This is a genomic window from Microbacterium sp. B35-30 (genome assembly GCF_010634855.1).
Classification (GTDB): Bacteria; Actinomycetota; Actinomycetes; order Actinomycetales; family Microbacteriaceae; genus Microbacterium.
In genome coordinates this window covers 344,427-362,003 of record NZ_MWLQ01000011.1, presented here as the reverse complement: position 1 = coordinate 362,003, position 17,577 = coordinate 344,427, and the positions used below count along the sequence as shown (strand labels likewise).

15 protein-coding genes are annotated in these 17,577 nt (G+C 69.7%); 11 read left to right on the top strand and 4 right to left on the bottom strand.

All coding sequences use genetic code 11. The features are described 5' to 3' along the window. The first annotated feature begins 55 nt into the window (after positions 1–55). From tsf to B2K11_RS06000, 8 genes are all read left to right on the top strand, one after another. Complete coding sequence (tsf, locus tag B2K11_RS06035) at positions 56–883, top strand: translation elongation factor Ts (RefSeq protein WP_163617330.1); 828 nt, start codon at positions 56–58, stop codon at positions 881–883. Positions 884–985: 102 nt separating this feature from the next. Further along, positions 986–1,705: a UMP kinase gene (gene pyrH / locus B2K11_RS06030; RefSeq protein ID WP_163617329.1), complete on the top strand. Its 720-nt coding sequence runs from the start codon at positions 986–988 to the stop codon at positions 1,703–1,705. Between the two features lie 52 nt (positions 1,706–1,757). After that, positions 1,758–2,312 (top strand): ribosome recycling factor, encoded by a 555-nt coding sequence (gene frr, locus B2K11_RS06025; RefSeq protein ID WP_163617328.1) that lies wholly within the window; start codon positions 1,758–1,760, stop codon positions 2,310–2,312. A gap of 9 nt (positions 2,313–2,321) precedes the next feature. Next, positions 2,322–3,365 (top strand): phosphatidate cytidylyltransferase, encoded by a 1,044-nt coding sequence (locus B2K11_RS06020; protein WP_163617327.1) that lies wholly within the window; start codon positions 2,322–2,324, stop codon positions 3,363–3,365. Then, positions 3,362–3,925 carry a DivIVA domain-containing protein gene (locus B2K11_RS06015; RefSeq protein WP_163617326.1) on the top strand — a complete coding sequence of 188 codons (564 nt, stop codon included), beginning with the start codon at positions 3,362–3,364 and terminating at the stop codon, positions 3,923–3,925. The genes B2K11_RS06020 and B2K11_RS06015 overlap by 4 nt, the downstream gene beginning before the upstream one ends. Positions 3,926–4,147: 222 nt before the next feature. Continuing rightward, the gene (locus B2K11_RS06010) at positions 4,148–4,744 is read left to right on the top strand and encodes a lytic transglycosylase domain-containing protein (RefSeq protein ID WP_163617533.1); all 597 of its coding nucleotides are present in this window, start codon (positions 4,148–4,150) and stop codon (positions 4,742–4,744) included. A gap of 3 nt (positions 4,745–4,747) precedes the next feature. Further along, entirely contained in the window at positions 4,748–5,032 is a 285-nt protein-coding gene (locus tag B2K11_RS06005) for a hypothetical protein (protein ID WP_163617325.1), read from the top strand. 1 nt (position 5,033) lies between these two features. Further along, positions 5,034–5,762, top strand: a complete 729-nt coding sequence (locus tag B2K11_RS06000) for an alpha/beta hydrolase (protein ID WP_163617324.1) — start codon at positions 5,034–5,036, stop codon at positions 5,760–5,762. A gap of 34 nt (positions 5,763–5,796) precedes the next feature. On the opposite strand, the gene B2K11_RS05995 is transcribed toward B2K11_RS06000, so the two are convergent. Then, positions 5,797–6,864 (bottom strand): AI-2E family transporter, encoded by a 1,068-nt coding sequence (locus B2K11_RS05995; protein WP_163617323.1) that lies wholly within the window; start codon positions 6,862–6,864, stop codon positions 5,797–5,799. 177 nt (positions 6,865–7,041) lie between these two features. Here B2K11_RS05995 and B2K11_RS05990 point away from each other — a divergent pair, with 177 nt between their 5' ends. Together B2K11_RS05990 and B2K11_RS05985 are read left to right on the top strand one after the other, a co-directional pair. Continuing rightward, positions 7,042–8,895: a glycosyl transferase gene (locus tag B2K11_RS05990; protein WP_163617322.1), complete on the top strand. Its 1,854-nt coding sequence runs from the start codon at positions 7,042–7,044 to the stop codon at positions 8,893–8,895. Next, positions 8,892–9,839, top strand: coding sequence for a tetratricopeptide repeat protein (locus tag B2K11_RS05985; RefSeq protein ID WP_163617321.1), 948 nt, complete (start codon positions 8,892–8,894; stop codon positions 9,837–9,839). The genes B2K11_RS05990 and B2K11_RS05985 overlap by 4 nt, the downstream gene beginning before the upstream one ends. A 14-nt stretch (positions 9,840–9,853) precedes the next feature. Here B2K11_RS05985 and glgB read toward each other — a convergent pair whose 3' ends face one another. The 3 genes from glgB to glgX form a co-directional block, all read right to left on the bottom strand. Next, positions 9,854–12,031 (bottom strand): 1,4-alpha-glucan branching protein GlgB, encoded by a 2,178-nt coding sequence (glgB, locus tag B2K11_RS05980; RefSeq protein ID WP_163617320.1) that lies wholly within the window; start codon positions 12,029–12,031, stop codon positions 9,854–9,856. Then, positions 12,028–14,112, bottom strand: coding sequence for a maltotransferase domain-containing protein (locus B2K11_RS05975; protein ID WP_163617319.1), 2,085 nt, complete (start codon positions 14,110–14,112; stop codon positions 12,028–12,030). Before B2K11_RS05975 ends, glgB begins: the two co-directional genes overlap by 4 nt. 73 nt (positions 14,113–14,185) lie before the next feature. Further along, complete coding sequence (glgX, locus tag B2K11_RS05970; RefSeq protein WP_163617318.1) at positions 14,186–16,270, bottom strand: glycogen debranching protein GlgX; 2,085 nt, start codon at positions 16,268–16,270, stop codon at positions 14,186–14,188. Between the two features lie 112 nt (positions 16,271–16,382). Here glgX and B2K11_RS05965 point away from each other — a divergent pair, with 112 nt between their 5' ends. Then, positions 16,383–17,576 (top strand): cysteine desulfurase family protein, encoded by a 1,194-nt coding sequence (locus B2K11_RS05965; RefSeq protein WP_163617317.1) that lies wholly within the window; start codon positions 16,383–16,385, stop codon positions 17,574–17,576. The last annotated feature ends 1 nt before the right edge of the window (position 17,577 follow it).

The following is a 17,577-nucleotide window of genomic DNA, read 5'->3' as shown; positions in this document are numbered from 1 at the left end:
CGGACGACTCCGCCGCGGCATCCACAGAACTCTCACAATCAAGGAGCCGCCACCCATGGCAAACTTCACGATCGCCGACATCAAGACCCTGCGCGAGCAGCTGGGCACCGGCATGGTCGACACCAAGAAGGCGCTCGAGGAGGCCGACGGCGACCTCGAGAAGGCCGTCGAGATCCTGCGCCTGAAGGGCGCGAAGGGCAACGCCAAGCGCGCCGACCGCTCCACGAGCGAGGGACTGGTCGCGGCGAAGGAGGTCGATGGTCAGGTCACGATCATCGAGCTCAACACCGAGACCGACTTCGTCGCGAAGAACGAGCGCTTCATCGCCCTCGCCGACAAGGTGCTCGACGCCGCAGCTGCCGCTCACGCGGACTCGGCCGAGTCCGCCCTCGCCGCGCTCGCCGGTTCTCAGACGGTCGCCGAGCTGATCGCGGACGAGGCCGCCATCATCGGCGAGAAGGTCGAGCTGCGCCGCGTGAGCACCCTCACGGGCGACAAGTTCGAGATCTACCTCCACAAGACCAGCAAGGACCTGCCGCCGCAGGTCGGTGTCGTGCTCGCCTACTCGGGCGACGACGCCGAGACGGCGCGCAGCCTCGCGCAGCACATCTCGTTCGCGAACCCGTCGTATCTGTCCCGCGACGAGGTCCCCGAGGCGGATGTCGACAAGGAGCGCGAGATCGTCACCGAGATCTCGCGCAACGAGGGCAAGCCCGAGGCCGCCCTCCCGAAGATCGTCGAGGGCCGCGTCAACGCGTTCTTCAAGCAGGTCTCGCTTCTCGACCAGGACTACGCGAAGGACAACAAGCAGTCCGTCGCGCAGGTCGCGAAGGACGCCGGTCTGACCCTGACGGGCTTCGCCCGCTACAAGGTCGGCGCCTGATCCATTGAGAAGGCCCGCATCGGCAATCCGATGCGGGCCTTTTCTCATGCCCTTCGGTAGTTTGTCCCCGCCGGATAGTTTGTCGTCATCGAGAGGACCACTGTGATCAACGAGAACACCGGGCGCCGGCGCGTCCTTCTGAAGCTGTCCGGCGAGGCGTTCGGCGGCGGACAGCTGGGCGTCAACCCCGACGTGGTCAGCCAGATGGCACGCGAGATCGCCGCGGCGGTCGACCGCGTCGAGATCGCGGTGGTCGTGGGAGGCGGCAACTTCTTCCGCGGTGCCGAGCTCAGCCAGCGCGGCATGGACCGCGGCCGGGCCGACTACATGGGCATGCTGGGCACCGTGATGAACGCCCTCGCTCTGCAGGACTTCCTCGAGCAGGCCGGCGCAGCGACGCGCGTGCAGTCCGCGATCTCGATGACGCAGGTCGCAGAGCCGTACATCCCCCGCCGGGCCGAGCGCCACATGGAGAAGGGACGCGTCGTCATCTTCGGTGCCGGCGCCGGCCTGCCGTACTTCTCCACCGACACCGTCGCAGCTCAGCGCGCCCTCGAGATCGACGCGCAGGAGGTCCTCGTCGCGAAGAACGGCGTCGACGGCGTCTACACGGCAGATCCGAAGAAGGATGCCTCGGCCACCCTGATCGATCGCATCACGTACCTCGACGCGCTGCAGCGGGGGCTCAAGGTCGTGGACTCGACCGCGTTCAGTCTCTGCATGGACAACCGCATGGACATGAGGGTGTTCGGCATGGAGCCGGCCGGCAACGTGACGAAGGCGCTCCTCGGCGAGACCATCGGCACGCTCGTCACGGCGTGAGCCCGCTGCCGCCGATACACTTGACCAGCCCCATCTACCTGAAGGAGACACTGTGATCGCGGACGTCTTGGCCGATGCCGGAGTGCGCATGGACCGCGCTGTCGAGGCTGCGAAGGAGGATTTCGCCACGGTGCGCACCGGACGCGCGAACCCGCAGCTGTTCCAGAAGGTCCTCGTCGACTACTACGGCAGCCCGACGCCGCTCGCGCAGCTCGCGTCGATCAACAACCCCGAGGCCCGCACCCTCATCATCACGCCGTACGACAAGTCGGCGCTGAAGGCGATCGAGCAGGCGATCCGCGACATCCCTAACCTCGGCGTGAACCCCACGAACGACGGCAATCTCGTGCGCATCACGATGCCGGAGCTCACCGAGGAGCGCCGCAAGGAGTACGTCAAGCTGACGCGTGGCAAGGGCGAGGACGCCAAGGTGCACGTGCGCGGCATCCGCCGCAAGGCCAAGGACGACATCGACGCGCTGAAGGGCGAGGTCGGAGAAGACGAGCTCGGCCGTGCCGAGAAGGAGCTCGACGCGCTCACGCGCGCCCACGTCGACGCGATCGACGAGGCGCTCAAGCGCAAAGAGGCCGAGCTCCTCGAGGTCTGAAGTCTGCCCATGACCGACGCATCGGACCCGCCGCGCGGCGACGAAACCGCCTCCCCGCAGACGCGGCGTGAAGCGGGCGACGCGCGGCGTGCCGCCGAGGTCCACGAAAGCGGCCCGGCGCTGCAGGCCCACCTGCGCGCCGCGCGCAGCGAGCTGGAGAATCAGGTCGCGCAGGCGAAGGCCGACTTCGAAGAGGCGAACGAGCGGATCAAAGAGCGCACGGGACGCGATCTCATCGTCGCCACCCTGATCGGACTGGCCATCGGCGTGGCGCTCCTCGGCTCGCTGATCTTCGTTAAGTGGGCGTTCGTACCGTTCGCCCTGGCCGCCGCGCTGCTGGCGATGTTCGAGTTCTCCCGCGCGCTCATCGCGAGCGGGCGCCGTGTCGACCTTGTTCCGCAGCTCATCGCGGGTGCCGTCGTCGTGCTGTCCGCCTACTTCGTCGACGCGTGGCTGCACTGGGTGCTGCTGTTCGTGGCACTCGCGTTCCTCGTCGTCTGGCGGCTCGTCGCGCAGATGGCGTCCCATGATGGACGCACATACGCGACGGTGCTCGGCGATGTCCTCCTCGCCGCGTTCCTGCAGCTCTATGTGGCCTTCCTCGGGAGTCTGTGCCTCGTGCTGCTCAGCAAGGACGGCGGCGAGTGGTGGGTGCTGTCGTTCATCATCGTCGCGGTCGGCGTCGACACCGGCGCCTACGTGGCCGGCATCACGCTCGGCAAGCACCCGATGGCTCCGCGCATCAGTCCCAAGAAGACCTGGGAGGGCTTCGCCGGAGCTGCGGCCGCCGCCATCATCGCCGGTGTTCTCGTCGGCATCTTCATGCTGGGCCTCGCGTGGTGGATGGGCGCCGTGTTCGGCATCCTGATCCTCGCCACGGCGACGGTCGGCGACCTGGGCGAGTCCATGATCAAGCGCGATCTCGGGATCAAGGACATGAGTTCGTGGCTTCCCGGCCATGGCGGAGTGCTCGATCGACTGGACTCGATCCTGCTGTCGGTCGTGGCGGCGCTGACCCTGTATTACCTCTTCACCCCGATGGTGGCATCATGACGGCTTCCGAGACGACGTCCCGGACTTCCTTCCCCGAGGCGCGGGGCCGCGAGAAGGGCTATGACAAGCAGCCCGTGGACGAGTTCCTCGCCCGGGCGCGGGCGTCGTTCGAGCAGGGCGCGGAGTCGCTCACCGCGGCCGACATCCGCCAGGTCGCCTTCCCGCTCGTGAAGCACGGGTACGCGATCGCGTCGGTCGATGCCGCGCTCGGGCGTATCGAAGACGCCTTCGCGGCGCGCGAGCGCTCCTCGGCGATGGCCGCCGCCGGCGCGAGCGCGTGGGTCGGCCACACCCGGGAGCTGGCACAGGAGGTGCTGGACCGCCTGTCGCGCCCGACCGGCCGCCGCTTCGACCGGGTGTCGCGGCTGAGGTACGGGTACCGCGTCGCCGAAGTGGATCTCGTCACGGACAAGCTGGCACGCTTTCTCGAGACCGGAGACGCGGTGACCGTCGAACAGGTGCGCGCCGTCGCGTTCCGCATGCAGCGCGGCGGTTATCGCGAAACGCAGGTGGATGCCGTGCTCGATGCCGTCGTCGAGGTGATGCTCGCCGTCAAGTAGGACGCGCGGCCTCTCGGATGGCACGTCGTCGTGACGGTATGCGAGAATCGGGGCACTGTGACTTCTGGAAACGAGCTGTACCCGACCAGACGCGCCCGTCGTCACGAGGTATCGACGCGGACCGCGGGTCGCGTCGTCTCGTCCCCACCCGCAGCGGCCGCTCCGGCGCCCGCCGCACGGGCGGGCAGGCCCGCACCTCGGTGGTCTCGACGCCGCGGAGTGCTGGGTGCGTTCGCCGCATTCGCCGTGCTCGGGTTCGTCGTCGCCTACATCGGTCCGACGGGCTTCGCGCTGGCGCAGGCCAGCGCCGAGGGTGAGCCGCAGGTGTCGCTGTACGCCAGCTCGCTGGACGACGTCCAGTCGATCGCCGGCGACGACAGCGCTGCCGCGGCGGAGCCTGCAGCACTCGATCGAGGCAGCTACTCCGTCTACGTCAAGCCGAAGCCCACCCCGACCGTCCAGGCGCCCGCGGCCACATCCGGCGGTGGCTGGCGGCCGCCGTTCGCGACGCCCGATCCGGGCACCGCACAGGCCATCGCCTACGACATGGTGCTGGCCCGGGGCTGGGGCGACGACCAGTTCGCGTGCCTGGTGGCGCTGTGGAAGAAGGAGTCCGGCTGGCGGGTCAACGCCTACAACGCGGGCAGCGGCGCCTACGGCATCCCGCAGGCGCTGCCGGGCAGCAAGATGGCCACCGCCGGCGCCGACTGGGAGACCAATCCCGCGACGCAGATCACGTGGGGCCTCGGCTACATCGGCGGACGCTACGGCACGCCGTGCGGTGCGTGGGACCACTCGCAGCGCACGGGCTGGTATTGAGCCGTGCCGAGGTCGAACCGCCGCCGTCCTGACCCGAGCGGCGACGGGTCCTTCGAGCGACTCCTCGCGGGCTGGAAGCGCACGGAGGTGCGCCGCGGTGTCGAGTGGCTGGTGCAGCCGGTCTCGGCCCTCCAGGCCCAGAAGCCGTACACGTGCCCGGGATGCGGTCGGCAGATCGATATCGGCGTCGCGCACCTCGTGGCGTGGCGCGCGGACGGCGTCCTGGGCGATGCGGCGGATCTCGCCGCACGTCGGCACTGGCATCAGCACTGCTGGAAGGTGGCATGACATGGAGATCCGCGGACCGATGCAGCTTCCCGCTCGGCGGGAAGACATCGAGCTCGAGACGCTCGACGGCCTGACGCTGGTCGGTGAGCTCGCGCTTCCCGAGACCCGCGAGCCGGTAGCGACGCTCGTGACGCTGCATCCGCTTCCCACGGCGGGCGGGTTCATGGACTCGCACATCCTCCGCAAGGCGTCGGGGCGTCTTCCCGCCCTCGCCGATCTCGCGGTGCTCCGGTTCAACACGCGTGGCACCACCTCGCCGCGGGGCACGAGCGAGGGCGCGTTCGACGGCGGCCGGGCCGAAGCATTCGATGTCGCTGCCGCGATGGACTTCGTGCATGCCCGCGGGCTGCCGCGGCCGTGGCTGCTGGGATGGTCCTTCGGCACGGAGCTCGCCCTCAAGTACGGGCGCGATCACCTGATCGAGGGCGCCGTGCTGCTGTCGCCGCCGCTGCACCGGGCGACCGCCGAGGAGGTCGCAGCGTGGGCGGGCGACGACCGGCGCCTGATCGTGCTGGTTCCCGAGTTCGACGACTACCTGCGACCGGATGCCGCGGCCCAGCGCTTCGCCGGCGTGCCGGACGCGGTGCTGATCCCCGTCGAAGGCGGGAAGCACCTGTGGGTGGGCGAGAACCAGACCCGCCGGGTGCTCACCGAGATCGTGGCTGCGGTCAACCCTGACGCGCTGCCGCTGCCGCTGGAGTGGAACGGGTCCCTCGACCCAGAGGCATGACGCGACTGTAGCGACGTCGTGTGCCGGCGCCGGGTCACCTCTCGTTCTGGCGCGGGATCACGACCTGGCGGTAGAGGATCAGGATGCTGGCGGCCACCGGAATCGCGACCAGCGCGCCGAGCAGGCCCAGCAGCGAGCCGCCCGCGAGCGCGGCGATCACGACCACTGCTCCGGGCACCGAGACGGCCCGCCCCATGATGCGCGGGGAGATGACATACGCCTCGATCTGCATGTAGATCAGGTAGTAGATGCCGGCGATCAGCGCGATGGTGGGGGAGCCCACCACGAGGCATGTCAGCACGATGATGATCGAGCCGGTGAGCGTGCCGACGAGCGGAATGAGCGAGAAGAAGAACGCGATCACGGCGAGCACGGCGGGGAACGGCGCGTTGATGATCGACAGGAAGATCGCGCTCAACACGCCGTTGATGAGACCGAGCGTCACCTGCCCGATGACGTAGTAGCCGACCGAATCGGTGATCTGCTCGCCGAGATCCATGAAGCGGGCGCGCTTGGATGCGGGCACCAACTGGTAGACGGAGCGCTTCAGGCTCGGGGTGGACGCGGTGAAGTAGATGGTGAGGATCAGCACGATGAACGCGCCGGCGAAGCCCGCGATGAGCGCGCCGATGATCGTGATGATGCTGCCGCCGACCTCGCTGCCGATCGCGCCGACATCGAGGGACGCGTACCAGTCCTCGATATAGCCCCAGACCTCGTCGACGTTGAGCGCGGGGAAGACCGTCTGCAGCCAGTCCTGGATCGCGCCGACCGGGTCGTCGAACATCCCGTCCTCGGCCAGCGTCTGGATGGCCACGACGAGCTGTCCGATCTGCTGCACGATGATCGGCACCACCATGAGGATGATGCCGGCGAAGACGGCGAGCACCCCGAGGATCGTGACGAGGACGGCCGCCCAGCGGGGCAGCTTGCGGCGTTCGAGCCACGCGACGATCGGATCCAGGCCGAGCGAGAGGAACAGCGCGGTCCCGACGTAGAGCAGGATCGTCTGAAGGTTCTGGATGCTGCCGATGAGGAGCAGTCCGAGACCGACACCCAGCGTCGCAAGAAGCGCGGTGCGGAACGGGCTGTGCAGCTTCATCGAGGTCCCCCTGCCGATCGACGCCGCGTCGATCGTTCTGTCCGCCAAGGATACGCATGCGGGGCGTCCAGTCCGTGGAATGATCCCTCCCACGCGCCTCCCAGGTCATCCCCGCTAGTCTGAAATGTCGAATCGAAGGGTCGCGCTGCGTCTGCGCGTCCGGGAAAGGTGTTCTTCGTGCGTTTCGTGTGGGCCGTGGCGGCGTTCGTGCTCGCCACCGTGATGATCGGTGCGGGGATCGCCCAGCGGACGATCTTCCAGGGACCCAGGACTGAGACCACGGCGATCTCCGTCGAGGAGGAGACCCCGTATCTCCTGATCGACGGCGCCGTACTCAACCAGATGCCGGGGACGCAGACACTGCGCGCCCAGGCCGAGGGCGACATCTTCGCCTCCTACGGCCGGACGGCAGATATGGAGTTCTGGCTGTCCGACACGACGTACACGCATGTCACGTCGACCGGCGACGGCGAGGTCGAGATCGTCGTCGTCGAGCCCGAGGTCGACGCGATCGCCGGCGCCACGCCGGAGGCCCCCGCCGAGGGCGCCGCGCCCGAAGAGGCGGCCGCCGACGCCGACGCCGCCGCCGATGCGCCCGGCCGCAGCCCCGTCGGGTCGGACCTCTGGCTCGACGAATACCAGCAGAAGGACCTTCTCATCGCGCCGCTGCAGCTGCCCGCGGAGATGAGCGTGCTCGTCGCGGCTGACGGCACCGCACCCGCCCCGAGCAGGGTGACGGTGACATGGCCGCTGCAGACCTCGACGCCGTGGGCGGGTCCGCTCATCGTCGGCGGCGCCATCCTCATGGCGATCGGCGTGTTCCTCTACATCCTCGGCATCCGTCACGCCCGCCGGAAGCGCGGGCCGCGCCGCAAGGGGCTGCCACTGCCGGTCACGGAGCCCATCGACATCGCGATCGACGGCGACGACAAGGGCGTCATCAGCAGCTCGCCCGCGTCACGTCGCGCCGTGGCGAGCGGTCGGCGTGCGTTCGCCGTGCTGCCGGTCGTCGCCGTCTCGGCGTTGTTGTTCACGGGCTGCTCCGCCGACGCCTGGCCCCAGCTCGCCCCCTCGCCGACGCCGTCCCCGACGGCGACGGTCATCGCTCCGGAAGGCCAGCAGGCCCCGGCGGTCACCAAGGCGCAGGCCGAGCGGATCCTGACCCGCGTCGCCTCGACGGTCGCCGAAGCCGACGCGGCGCTCGACGGCAACCTCGCCGAGACGCGCCTCGAGGGCGCGGCGCTCGCCGCCCGCGACACGTACTACAAGCTGCGCGCCACGCTCCCGGAGTACCCGGCTCCGGCCCCCATCCTCTCCAAGCCGCTCGAGATCGTCCTCCCGCAGGCCTACGACGGCTGGCCACGCTCGGTGATCGCGGTCGCCGACGACGAGGAGTCGAAGACGTCGAGCATCATGGTGCTGACGCAGAAGGACCAGTGGGCGGACTACAAGCTCGCCTACGTCGGAAGCCTCGAAGCATCGACCTCGCTGCCGGACCTGGCACCCTCGTACATCGGTGCGCCGGCGGTCGAGCCCGACTCTCCCTTCCTCGTCATGCAACCCGACCAGGTCGCCGCCGCGTACGCGGACATCATCAACCAGGGTGAGGCGAGCATCTACTACGACCTCTTCGAGGTCGAGAGCGACCAGCTGCGGACGAGCATCGCCGCGGACCGGGATCGGCGGCTCGCAGACTTCAACAAGACCGCCGCCTCGACCGGAAAACTCGAGTTCTCCTCCGCGGCAGGACCCCAGGCGCCGTTCGCCCTGCAGACGGTCGAGAGCGGGGCGATCGTCGCGGTGAACATCAACGAGATCGACACCGCCACGCCCACGGTGGTGGAAGCGGTGATCAAGGTCGCCGACAACCCGCCCGTGAAGACGTTGGCGGGCGCCGACCAGTCCCCGACGGGGTTCGAGACCACGTACAGCGATCAGGTGTTCTTCTACGTCCCCGGGCCCGGGTCGAACGAGAAGATCCGCCTGCTCGGTTACTCATCCGACATTCTCGATGCGAGGGTTCTTCCGTGACCGATCCCACTCTGGGCGCCTCGCTGCGCGGTGCCGTCGACCTGTCCACCCTTCGGAACCGGCCCGCCTCCACCGCGGCGGCCGCCCCGGGTGAGGAAGCTCCTGCGGGCAACGCCGTCGTGGTGCCGTCGCTCGTGCTGGACGTCACCGATGAGACGTTCCCGCAGGTTCTGGAGCTCTCGCGGACCGTCCCCGTGGTCGTCGACCTGTGGGCCGAGTGGTGCGGCCCGTGCAAGCAGCTGAGCCCGGTCCTCGAGAAGGTCGTGCTCGAGCTCGGGGGACGACTGGTCCTTGCGAAAGTCGACGTCGACGCCAACCCGCAGCTCTCGCAGGCGTTCCGCGCCCAGTCGATCCCGATGGTCGTCGCCCTCGTGGCCGGGCAGCCCGTGCAGATGTTCACCGGCGCAGTGCCCGAGCAGCAGGTGCGCGAGGTGTTCGCCCAGCTCCTCCAGCTCGCGGCGCAGAACGGCGTGACAGGCTCGGCAGCCGTCGACGGACAGGCGCCGGACGAGGCGCCCGCCGAACCCGCGCTCCCCCCGCTGCACGCCGAGGCATTCGAGGCGATCGAAGAGGGCGACTACGCCCGTGCGGTCGTCGCATACGAGACGGCCCTCGCCGAGAACCCTCGCGACGCCGAGGCTCGCGCCGGGCTCGGTCAGGTGCGTCTGCTGCTGCGCGTGCAGAACGTGGATCTCCAGGCGGCGCGTGCGGCTGCGGCATCCGCTCCGCAGGACATCGAGGCGCAGTTCACCGTCGCCGATCTCGACATCTCGGGCGGGCACGTCGAGGACGCCTTCGGTCGTCTGCTCGATCTGTTCGCGGCACTGCCCGACGAGGAGCGCACGCCGGTGCGCGAGCGTCTGCTGGAGCTTTTCGCGCTCGTCGGCGACGCCGATCCGCGCGTCATCGCTGCGCGCAGCCGCCTCGCTTCGCTGCTGTTCTGACCACGAACGCCCGCTCACCCCTGGGTGGGTGAGGGGATGTGCGCGCTCGTCTCGTGACGCAGCCACAGCACACCCAGCGGCGGCAGCACGAGGGAGGCACGTCCACCCGCACCGGCGTGGACGACGCCGAGGTTTCCGACGCCCGATCCGCCGTACGCCTGCGCGTCGGTATTGAGGATCTCGTGCCAGACACCGCTCTCGGGCAGGTCCAGTTCGTACGAGGTGAGCGGCTGGCCGGAGAAGTTCGCGGCGACCACGATCGTGTTGCCGTGCCAGTCGCGCCGTGCGAAGGCGACGACGTTCGGATTCCACTTCGGCGCCCCGAGCCGGTTGAACGCCGCGCCGTCGCTGTCGCGTGACCACAGCGCGGACTGGTCTCGGTACACGCGGTTGAGCACACCCACGAACTGCTGCAGCTGCGCGTGCGTCGGCTGGTCGAGCAGCCACCAGTCCAGCGAGCGACCCTCGGACCACTCCGACAGCTGGCCGAACTCCTGACCCATGAACAGCAGCTGCTTGCCCGGGTGCCCCCACATGTACGCCAGGAAGGCCCGCATGTTGGCCAGCTTCTGCCAGTGGTCGCCCGGCATCCGTGCGAAGAGGCTGCCCTTTCCGTGGACGACCTCGTCGTGGCTGATGGGCAGCACGTAGTTCTCGCTGAAGGCGTAGACGAACGAGAACGAGAGCTCGCCCTCGTGATGCGATCGGTAGATCGGATCGCGCTTGATGTACTGGAGCGAGTCGTTCATCCAGCCCATGTTCCACTTGAACCCGAAGCCGAGACCCGCCTGACTCGTCGGCGCCGTCACTCCCGGGAAGCTCGTCGATTCCTCGGCGATCATCGCGATGCCGGGGTAGCGCTTGTACGCCGTGGCGTTGACCTCCTGAAGGAACCGGATGGCCTCCAGGTTCTCGCGACCGCCGTGCACGTTGGGCGACCACTCGCCGTCTTCGCGGGAGTAGTCGAGGTAGAGCATGGACGCCACCGCGTCCACCCGGAGGCCGTCGACGTGGAACTCCTCGAACCAGTAGAGCGCGTTCGCCACGAGGAAGTTCCGCACTTCGCTGCGGCCGTAATCGAAGATGTACGTGCCCCATTCGCGGTGCTCGCCGCGCCGGGGATCCGCGTGCTCGTACAGCGGCTCGCCGTCGAACCGGGCCAGCGCGAAGGCATCCTTGGGGAAGTGGCCGGGAACCCAGTCCATGATCACGCCGATGCCGGCCTGGTGGAGTCTGTCGATGAGGTAGCGCAGATCGTCGGGGTGCCCGAAGCGGCTGGTCGGCGCGTAGTAGCCGGTGACCTGGTAGCCCCACGACCCACCGAACGGGTGCTCGGCGAGCGGGAGGAACTCGATGTGGGTGAACCCCTGGCCGGTGACGTAGTCGATGAGCTCATCCGCGGCGTCGCGATACGACAGCCCCTGCCGCCATGATCCGAAATGCAGCTCGTACACCGACATCGGCCGCGACACGGGCGTCGAGCGAGCGCGCTCGGCGAGCCAGGCGGCGTCGCCCCAGGAATACGACGAGCCGACGACGACGGATGCCGTGGCGGGAGGCACCTCGGCGAACCGGGCCATCGGGTCGGCCTTGAGCGCCCAGTCGCCGCCGCGCCCGCGAATCTCGAACTTGTAGGACGTGCCCTGGCCGATGCCGGGGACGAAGAGCTCCCACACTCCGGTGCCGCCCATGGAGCGCATGGCGTGCCCTTGACCGTCCCACCCGTTGAAGTCGCCGACCACGCGCACGGCGCGCGCATTCGGCGCCCACACCGTGAAGGCGGTGCCCATCGACCCGTCGTGCGCGCGCTCATGCGCGCCGAGCGCGCGCCACAGCTCTTCGTGGCGGCCCTCGCCGATCAGGTGCAGGTCGAGCTCGCCGATCGTCGGGGAGTGGCGGTAGGGGTCGTCGGCGATGTAGTCCGGCCCCTGTGCGTAGGCCGCGTGCAGCTCGTACCGCGTGAGGGCGCCGGCGCGCGTGCCCTCCCAGATTCCTGCGCGCACGTGCTCGAGGGGGACGCGTGTGCCGTCGGCGAAGACAGCGGTCACGCTGCGTGCGAGCGGCCGGCGGGCACGCACGATCCAGGTCCTGTTGCCCTCGGCATCCGTGTCGGGATGGATGCCGAGCACGGTGTGCGGGTCGTGGTAGGAGCCCGTCGCGACGGCATCGAGGATCTGGTCGGTGAGCGTCATCGGGGTTCCTTCACGTGGAGGATGTGGACCGGCTCGGTGAACGCGTCCAGCATCACGTAGTTGTGATCCGACCACGTCCAGCGGGCGCCGGTGACGAGGTCCTCGACCTCGAACGGCGAACCGGGCTCGACGCCCCAGGCGCGGGTGTCGAGGTGGACCATCGTCTGGCGCACCGAGTGGGGGTCGGTGTTGACCACGACGATGACGGTGTCGCTGCGACCGTCGGGCGAGAGCGCGGCGTCGAGGTGCTTGGCGTACACCAGGATCGCGTCGTCGTCGCTCCAGTGGACGCTGAGGTTGCGCAGCTGGCGGAGGGCGGGGTGCGCGCGCCGGATGTCGTTGAGTCGGGCGAGGAACGGCGCCAGCGAGTCGCCGTGCTCCTCGGCGCCGGCCCAATCGCGGAACTTGTACTCGTACTTCTCGTTGTCGATGTTCTCTTCGGATCCCGGGCGCGCCACGTTCTCGTAGAGCTCGTAGCCGGCATACACGCCGTAGCTCGGGGCTGCGGTGGCGGCGATGGCCGCACGGATGCGGTACGCGGCGCGGCCGCCGAACTGCAGGTACTCGGTGAGGATGTCGGGGGTGTTGACGAAGAGGTTGGGCCGCACGAAGTCATCGGTCTCGTGCGCGAGCGCCGAGAGGAACTCCTCCAGCTCCGCCTTGGTGTTGCGCCACGCGAAGTACGTGTAGCTCTGCTGGAAGCCGGCGGAGGCGAGGCTCTGCAGCGGTGCGGGGCGCGTGAAGGCCTCGGCGAGGAACACGACGCCCGGGTCTTCCGCGGTCACCGTCCCGACGAGCCACTCCCAGAACTGCAGCGGCTTGGTGTGCGGGTTGTCGACGCGGAAGATGCGCACGCCCTGCGCGATCCAGTGGCGGACGATTCGGAGCACCTCGGCACGGATGCCGGCCGGGTCGTTGTCGAAGTTGACCGGGTAGATGTCCTGGTACTTCTTCGGCGGGTTCTCGGCGTAGGCGATGGAGCCGTCGGGAAGCGTCGTGAACCATTCGGGGTGGGCGGTGACCCAGGGGTGATCGGGAGCCGCCTGGAGCGCCAGATCCAGGGCGATCTCGAGGCCCGCGGCGCGCGCGCTGCGCACGAACGCGCGGAAGTCGGCGAGCGTGCCGAGGTCGGGGTGGACGGTGTCGTGTCCGCCGGCCGCCGAGCCGATCGCCCAGGGCGAGCCCGGATCGCCCGGTCCCGCCTCGAGCGTGTTGTTCGGGCCCTTGCGGTTCACCGTGCCGATCGGGTGGATCGGCGGCAGGTACAGCACGTCGAAGCCCATCTCGGCCACCGCCGGCAGTCGCTTCGCCGCCGTGCGGAAGGTGCCGCTCTTCACCGTGCCGTCCTTGAGGCGGCGCGCGCCCTCCGAGCGGGGGAAGAACTCGTACCACGCCCCGACGCCGGCGCGTTCGCGCTCGACGAGGAGCTCGAGGTCGTCCCCGACCGTTGCGAGCGACATGAGCGGGCGCTGACGGAAGTATCCGGCCAGCGTCGGGTCCTCGACGATGACGAGCGCGGCCGCGTCGTCGACGGCGCTGTCGCGGAGGGATGCCGCAGCCGCGGCGAGCGTGCGCCGCTCGGCCACCGGGCGGCCCTTCTCGGCCGTGGCACGGTCGAACAGCAGCGCTCCGAGTTCGCGCATGAGCGCGGCATCCACTCCCGCGGCGATCTTGAGCGAGGCGGCGTGCTCCCAGGTGGCGAAGTCGTCGCCGAACGACTCGAAGCGGAAACGCCAGATGCCCTGCTCGAGCAGCGCGACCTCGGTCTGCCAGCGATCGAAGCCGTCGTCGAGCGAACGCAGGCGATGCAGGGACTCGTCGCCGCTGGGCGAGAAGAGGCGCAGATGGACGCCGATGCGGTCGTGGCCCTCGCGGAACGCCGTCACACGGAACGGCACCACCTCGCCGTCGAAAGCCTTGGGACGGTAATCGCCCCAGGGCACCGCCGGTGAGGGCTGGGCGAGGGGAACGCGCCGCGCTGCGGTGTCGCGTTCAGCCTGCCAGGCACGGATATCGCGGACAGGGAGGGCCGAGGCGCTCCGCCACGGGCGGGAGCGCGCGGAGCGCGTCGTCGTGACCACGTGTCGAACCTATCGCGCGCCGAACCGGGATGACAGCGACGTGACGTCGCTCGTCCTCCGGATGTCGGCTGAGCTATTCGGCACGGAAGAGGCGCATCGTCGTGCCCGGGAGGGCGATCGTGTCGCCGGGGGGGAAGGCGGGTGTCAGCTCGGACGGCCTCTCGTCTGCGCTCGACCACAGTGAGATGTACCGGGTCACGCCGTCGATGTCGGGGAGCGTGACTCTGATCGGCCGCTCGTTGCCGTGGACCATGAGAAGCACCCGGTTGAACCCCTCGAACTCCGGAGTGGAGGCCGCGACGTACTGGAGCGTGCGGTGAGCCGGATCGGTCCACCGCTCGAGAGACATGGTCTCGCCGTGCTCGTCATACCACTCCATGACGGATGCCGAGGGTGTGCGCTCGCCGAGCCGCGCGAAGCGGCTGGGGCGCAGCGCCGGGTTCTCGCGTCGCAGGCGCAGCAGGTGACGCACGTGCGCGTACAGGTCTCGCTGCCAGGGCGCGTGCTCCCACGACAGCCACGTGAGCACCGAGTCGTGGCAGTATGCGTTGTTGTTGCCCCGCTGCGTGCGGGCGAACTCGTCGCCCGCCGTCATCATGGGCACGCCGGCCGAGAGCAGGAGCGTGCCCAGCAGGTTGCGCATGGCCTTGCGGCGGGTGGCGAGGATTCCCGCATCGTCCGTCGGGCCTTCGGCGCCGTGGTTGAAGGAGCGGTTCGTGTCGGCGCCGTCCCGGTTGTGCTCGCCGTTGCCGAAGTTGTGCTTCACGTCGTACGAGACGAGATCGCGCAGGGTGAAGCCGTCGTGAGCGGTCACGAAGTTCACGCTCGCGAGCGGCCCGCGCTCGTCTGCGAAGGTGTTCGCCGAGCCGGCGAGCCGGTTCGCGAAACCGCCGATGCCGACAGGGGAGGTGGACGCGCGGCGCGCGTAGTCCACGTCGCTCAGCCAGAAGTTGCGGACACGGTCGCGGTAGCGGTCGTTCCACTCGCTCCATCCGTCGCCGAAGTTCCCGGTCTGCCAGCCGCCCATGCCGACGTCCCACGGCTCGGCGATCTTCTTGACGCCGGCGAGAGCCGGATCGTCGAGGATCGCGCGCAGCAGCGGATGCTCCGGCGTGAAGTGGTGGGCCGAGTCCCGGCCGAGCGTCGCGGCGAGGTCGAACCGGAACCCGTCGACCTGCACGTCGTTCGCCCAGTACCGCAGCGAATCGAGGACCAGGCGGGCGGCGGCATCCGTCGACGTGTCCAGGGAATTGCCGCAGCCGGTGACGTCGATGTACGCGCCGTCGTCCTCCTGGCGGTAGTACGCGCGGTTGTCGATACCGCGCAGGCTCGAGCGCGGTCCGCCGATGCCCTCTTCGGCCGTGTGGTTGTACACGACGTCGAGGATCACCTCCAGCCCGGCCTCGTGCAGCAGCCTCACCATGCCCTTGAACTCGCGGAGGACCGCCTCGGGGCCCTGCCGGCGAGCATCCTCGGTGGCATAGGCGGCGTGCGGGGCGAAGAAGCCCAGGGAGTTGTAGCCCCAGTAGTTCGTGAGACCGTGCTGGAGCAGCCGCGGCTCAGTGGTGAAGGCGTGGACGGGCAGCAGCTCGATGCTCGTGACGCCCAGATCGAGGAAGTGCTGGACCATCGCCGGATGGGCGAGTCCGGCGTAGGTGCCGCGCAGTGCTCCCGGGACGTCGGGATGCCGCTTCGACAGGCCCTTCAGATGACCTTCGTACAGCACCGTGCGATCCATGGGCACCGCGGGCTTGTGCACACCTCCCCAGTCGAAGGAGCCTTCGACCACGGCGGAGCGCCAGCCGTCGTAACCGGTGCGGACGACGCCGCGCGTGTACGGATCGAGCAGGAGCGTGCCGCGGTTGAAGGTGTTGCCGGGCGCCTGCGGTCCATCGACGCGGATCGCGTATCGGGCGCCCGGGCGCAGGAGCGGTGTCGTGATCTCCCACACGCCGCCGCCGATCGGGCTGAGCGGCTCGGTCGCGGTGATCCAGTCGAGGTCGGTGTCGTCGAAGACGACGAGGTCGACGGCATCCGCCGCGCCCGACCACACCCGCAGCCGACCGCCGTGGGGGAGCAGCACGACGCCCAGCCCATCGAGCTGCGGGCTGAGCAAGCCCGCAGCCGGGGGCGAGAGGACGGACTCCGGGCTGACCATGCGGACTACCATAACCATGGTCGGAGTCGGACTTGTTACGAGACCCGGTGCCGTGCCTCACGGGACTCGGGCGCAGTCGTCGGCAACGCGATCGAGAGGGGAGCGGGTGCGCATGAGCGACCAGCAGATCTACCTCGACCACGCCGCCACCGCGCCGCTGCGTCCCGAGGCGCGCGACGCCTGGATCGACGCGGCCACGGTGGCGGGCAACGCCTCGTCGATTCACGGGGCCGGGCAGCACGCGCGCCGGGTGCTCGAAGAGGCGCGCGAGCGCCTTGCCGCAGTGATCGACGCGGACCCGATCGAGGTCGTCTTCACATCGGGCGGCACCGAGGCCGTCAACCTCGCCGTGAAGGGACTCTGGTGGGCAAGACCCGCCGACGCGGACGCCGTGGTGCTGCCGGACGGCGAGCACCACGCGACGCTCGACGCTGTGGAATGGCTCGAGGCGCAGGGCGCCCACGTGCGGCACGTCGGCATCGATGCCGCTGCCCGCATCCGCCTCGACGCCTTCTCGGCCGCGCTGCCGGACGCCGCCTTCGCCACCGCCCTCGTCGCCAACAACGAAGCCGGGACGATCAACGACGCCGCGGCGCTCGCCGCGGCGGCCGCGGCGGCCGAGGTGCCGCTGCACCTCGACGCCGTCGCCGCTTTCGGGCACGTGCCCGTGTCGTTCCGCGGCTGGCGAGGGGATGCCCGCGGCCGCGCCGGGCTGGCGGCGCTGAGCGTGTCGGCCCACAAGATCGGCGGGCCGACCGGCGTCGGCGCGCTCGTGGTCGCGCGCGGCGCCGACCTCACGGCGCTCCAGCACGGCGGCGGTCAGCAGCGGCGGCTGCGCGCCGGCACGCAGGACGTGGCCGGGGCGGTGGCGTTCGCCGTGGCCGCCGAGGCGGCCGAGGCGGAGCGCGAGGCCGAGGCGGTGCGGCTCGGGGCTCTGCGTGAGCGGCTGGTGAGCGGCATCCGGCACACGATCCCCGGTGCCGAGCTGCTCGGCGATCCCGTGGACCGTGTGCCGGGGAACGCGCACGTGCTCTTCCCCGGTGCGGCGGGCGAGACCCTGCTCTTCCTGCTCGACCGTGCCGGCATCGCGGTGTCGACCGGGTCGGCGTGCCAGGCCGGGGTGCCCGAGCCGTCGCACGTCGTGATCGCGATGGGACGGACGGAGGCCGAGGCCCGGCAGGTGCTCCGGCTCACGCTCGGACGCACCACCGTCGACGCCGACGTGGACGCGGTGCTGGCGGTGCTGCCGGAAGCGGTCGAGCGCGCGCGGGCGGCATCCGGGCCACGGTCAGGTGCGGGTTCGTAGA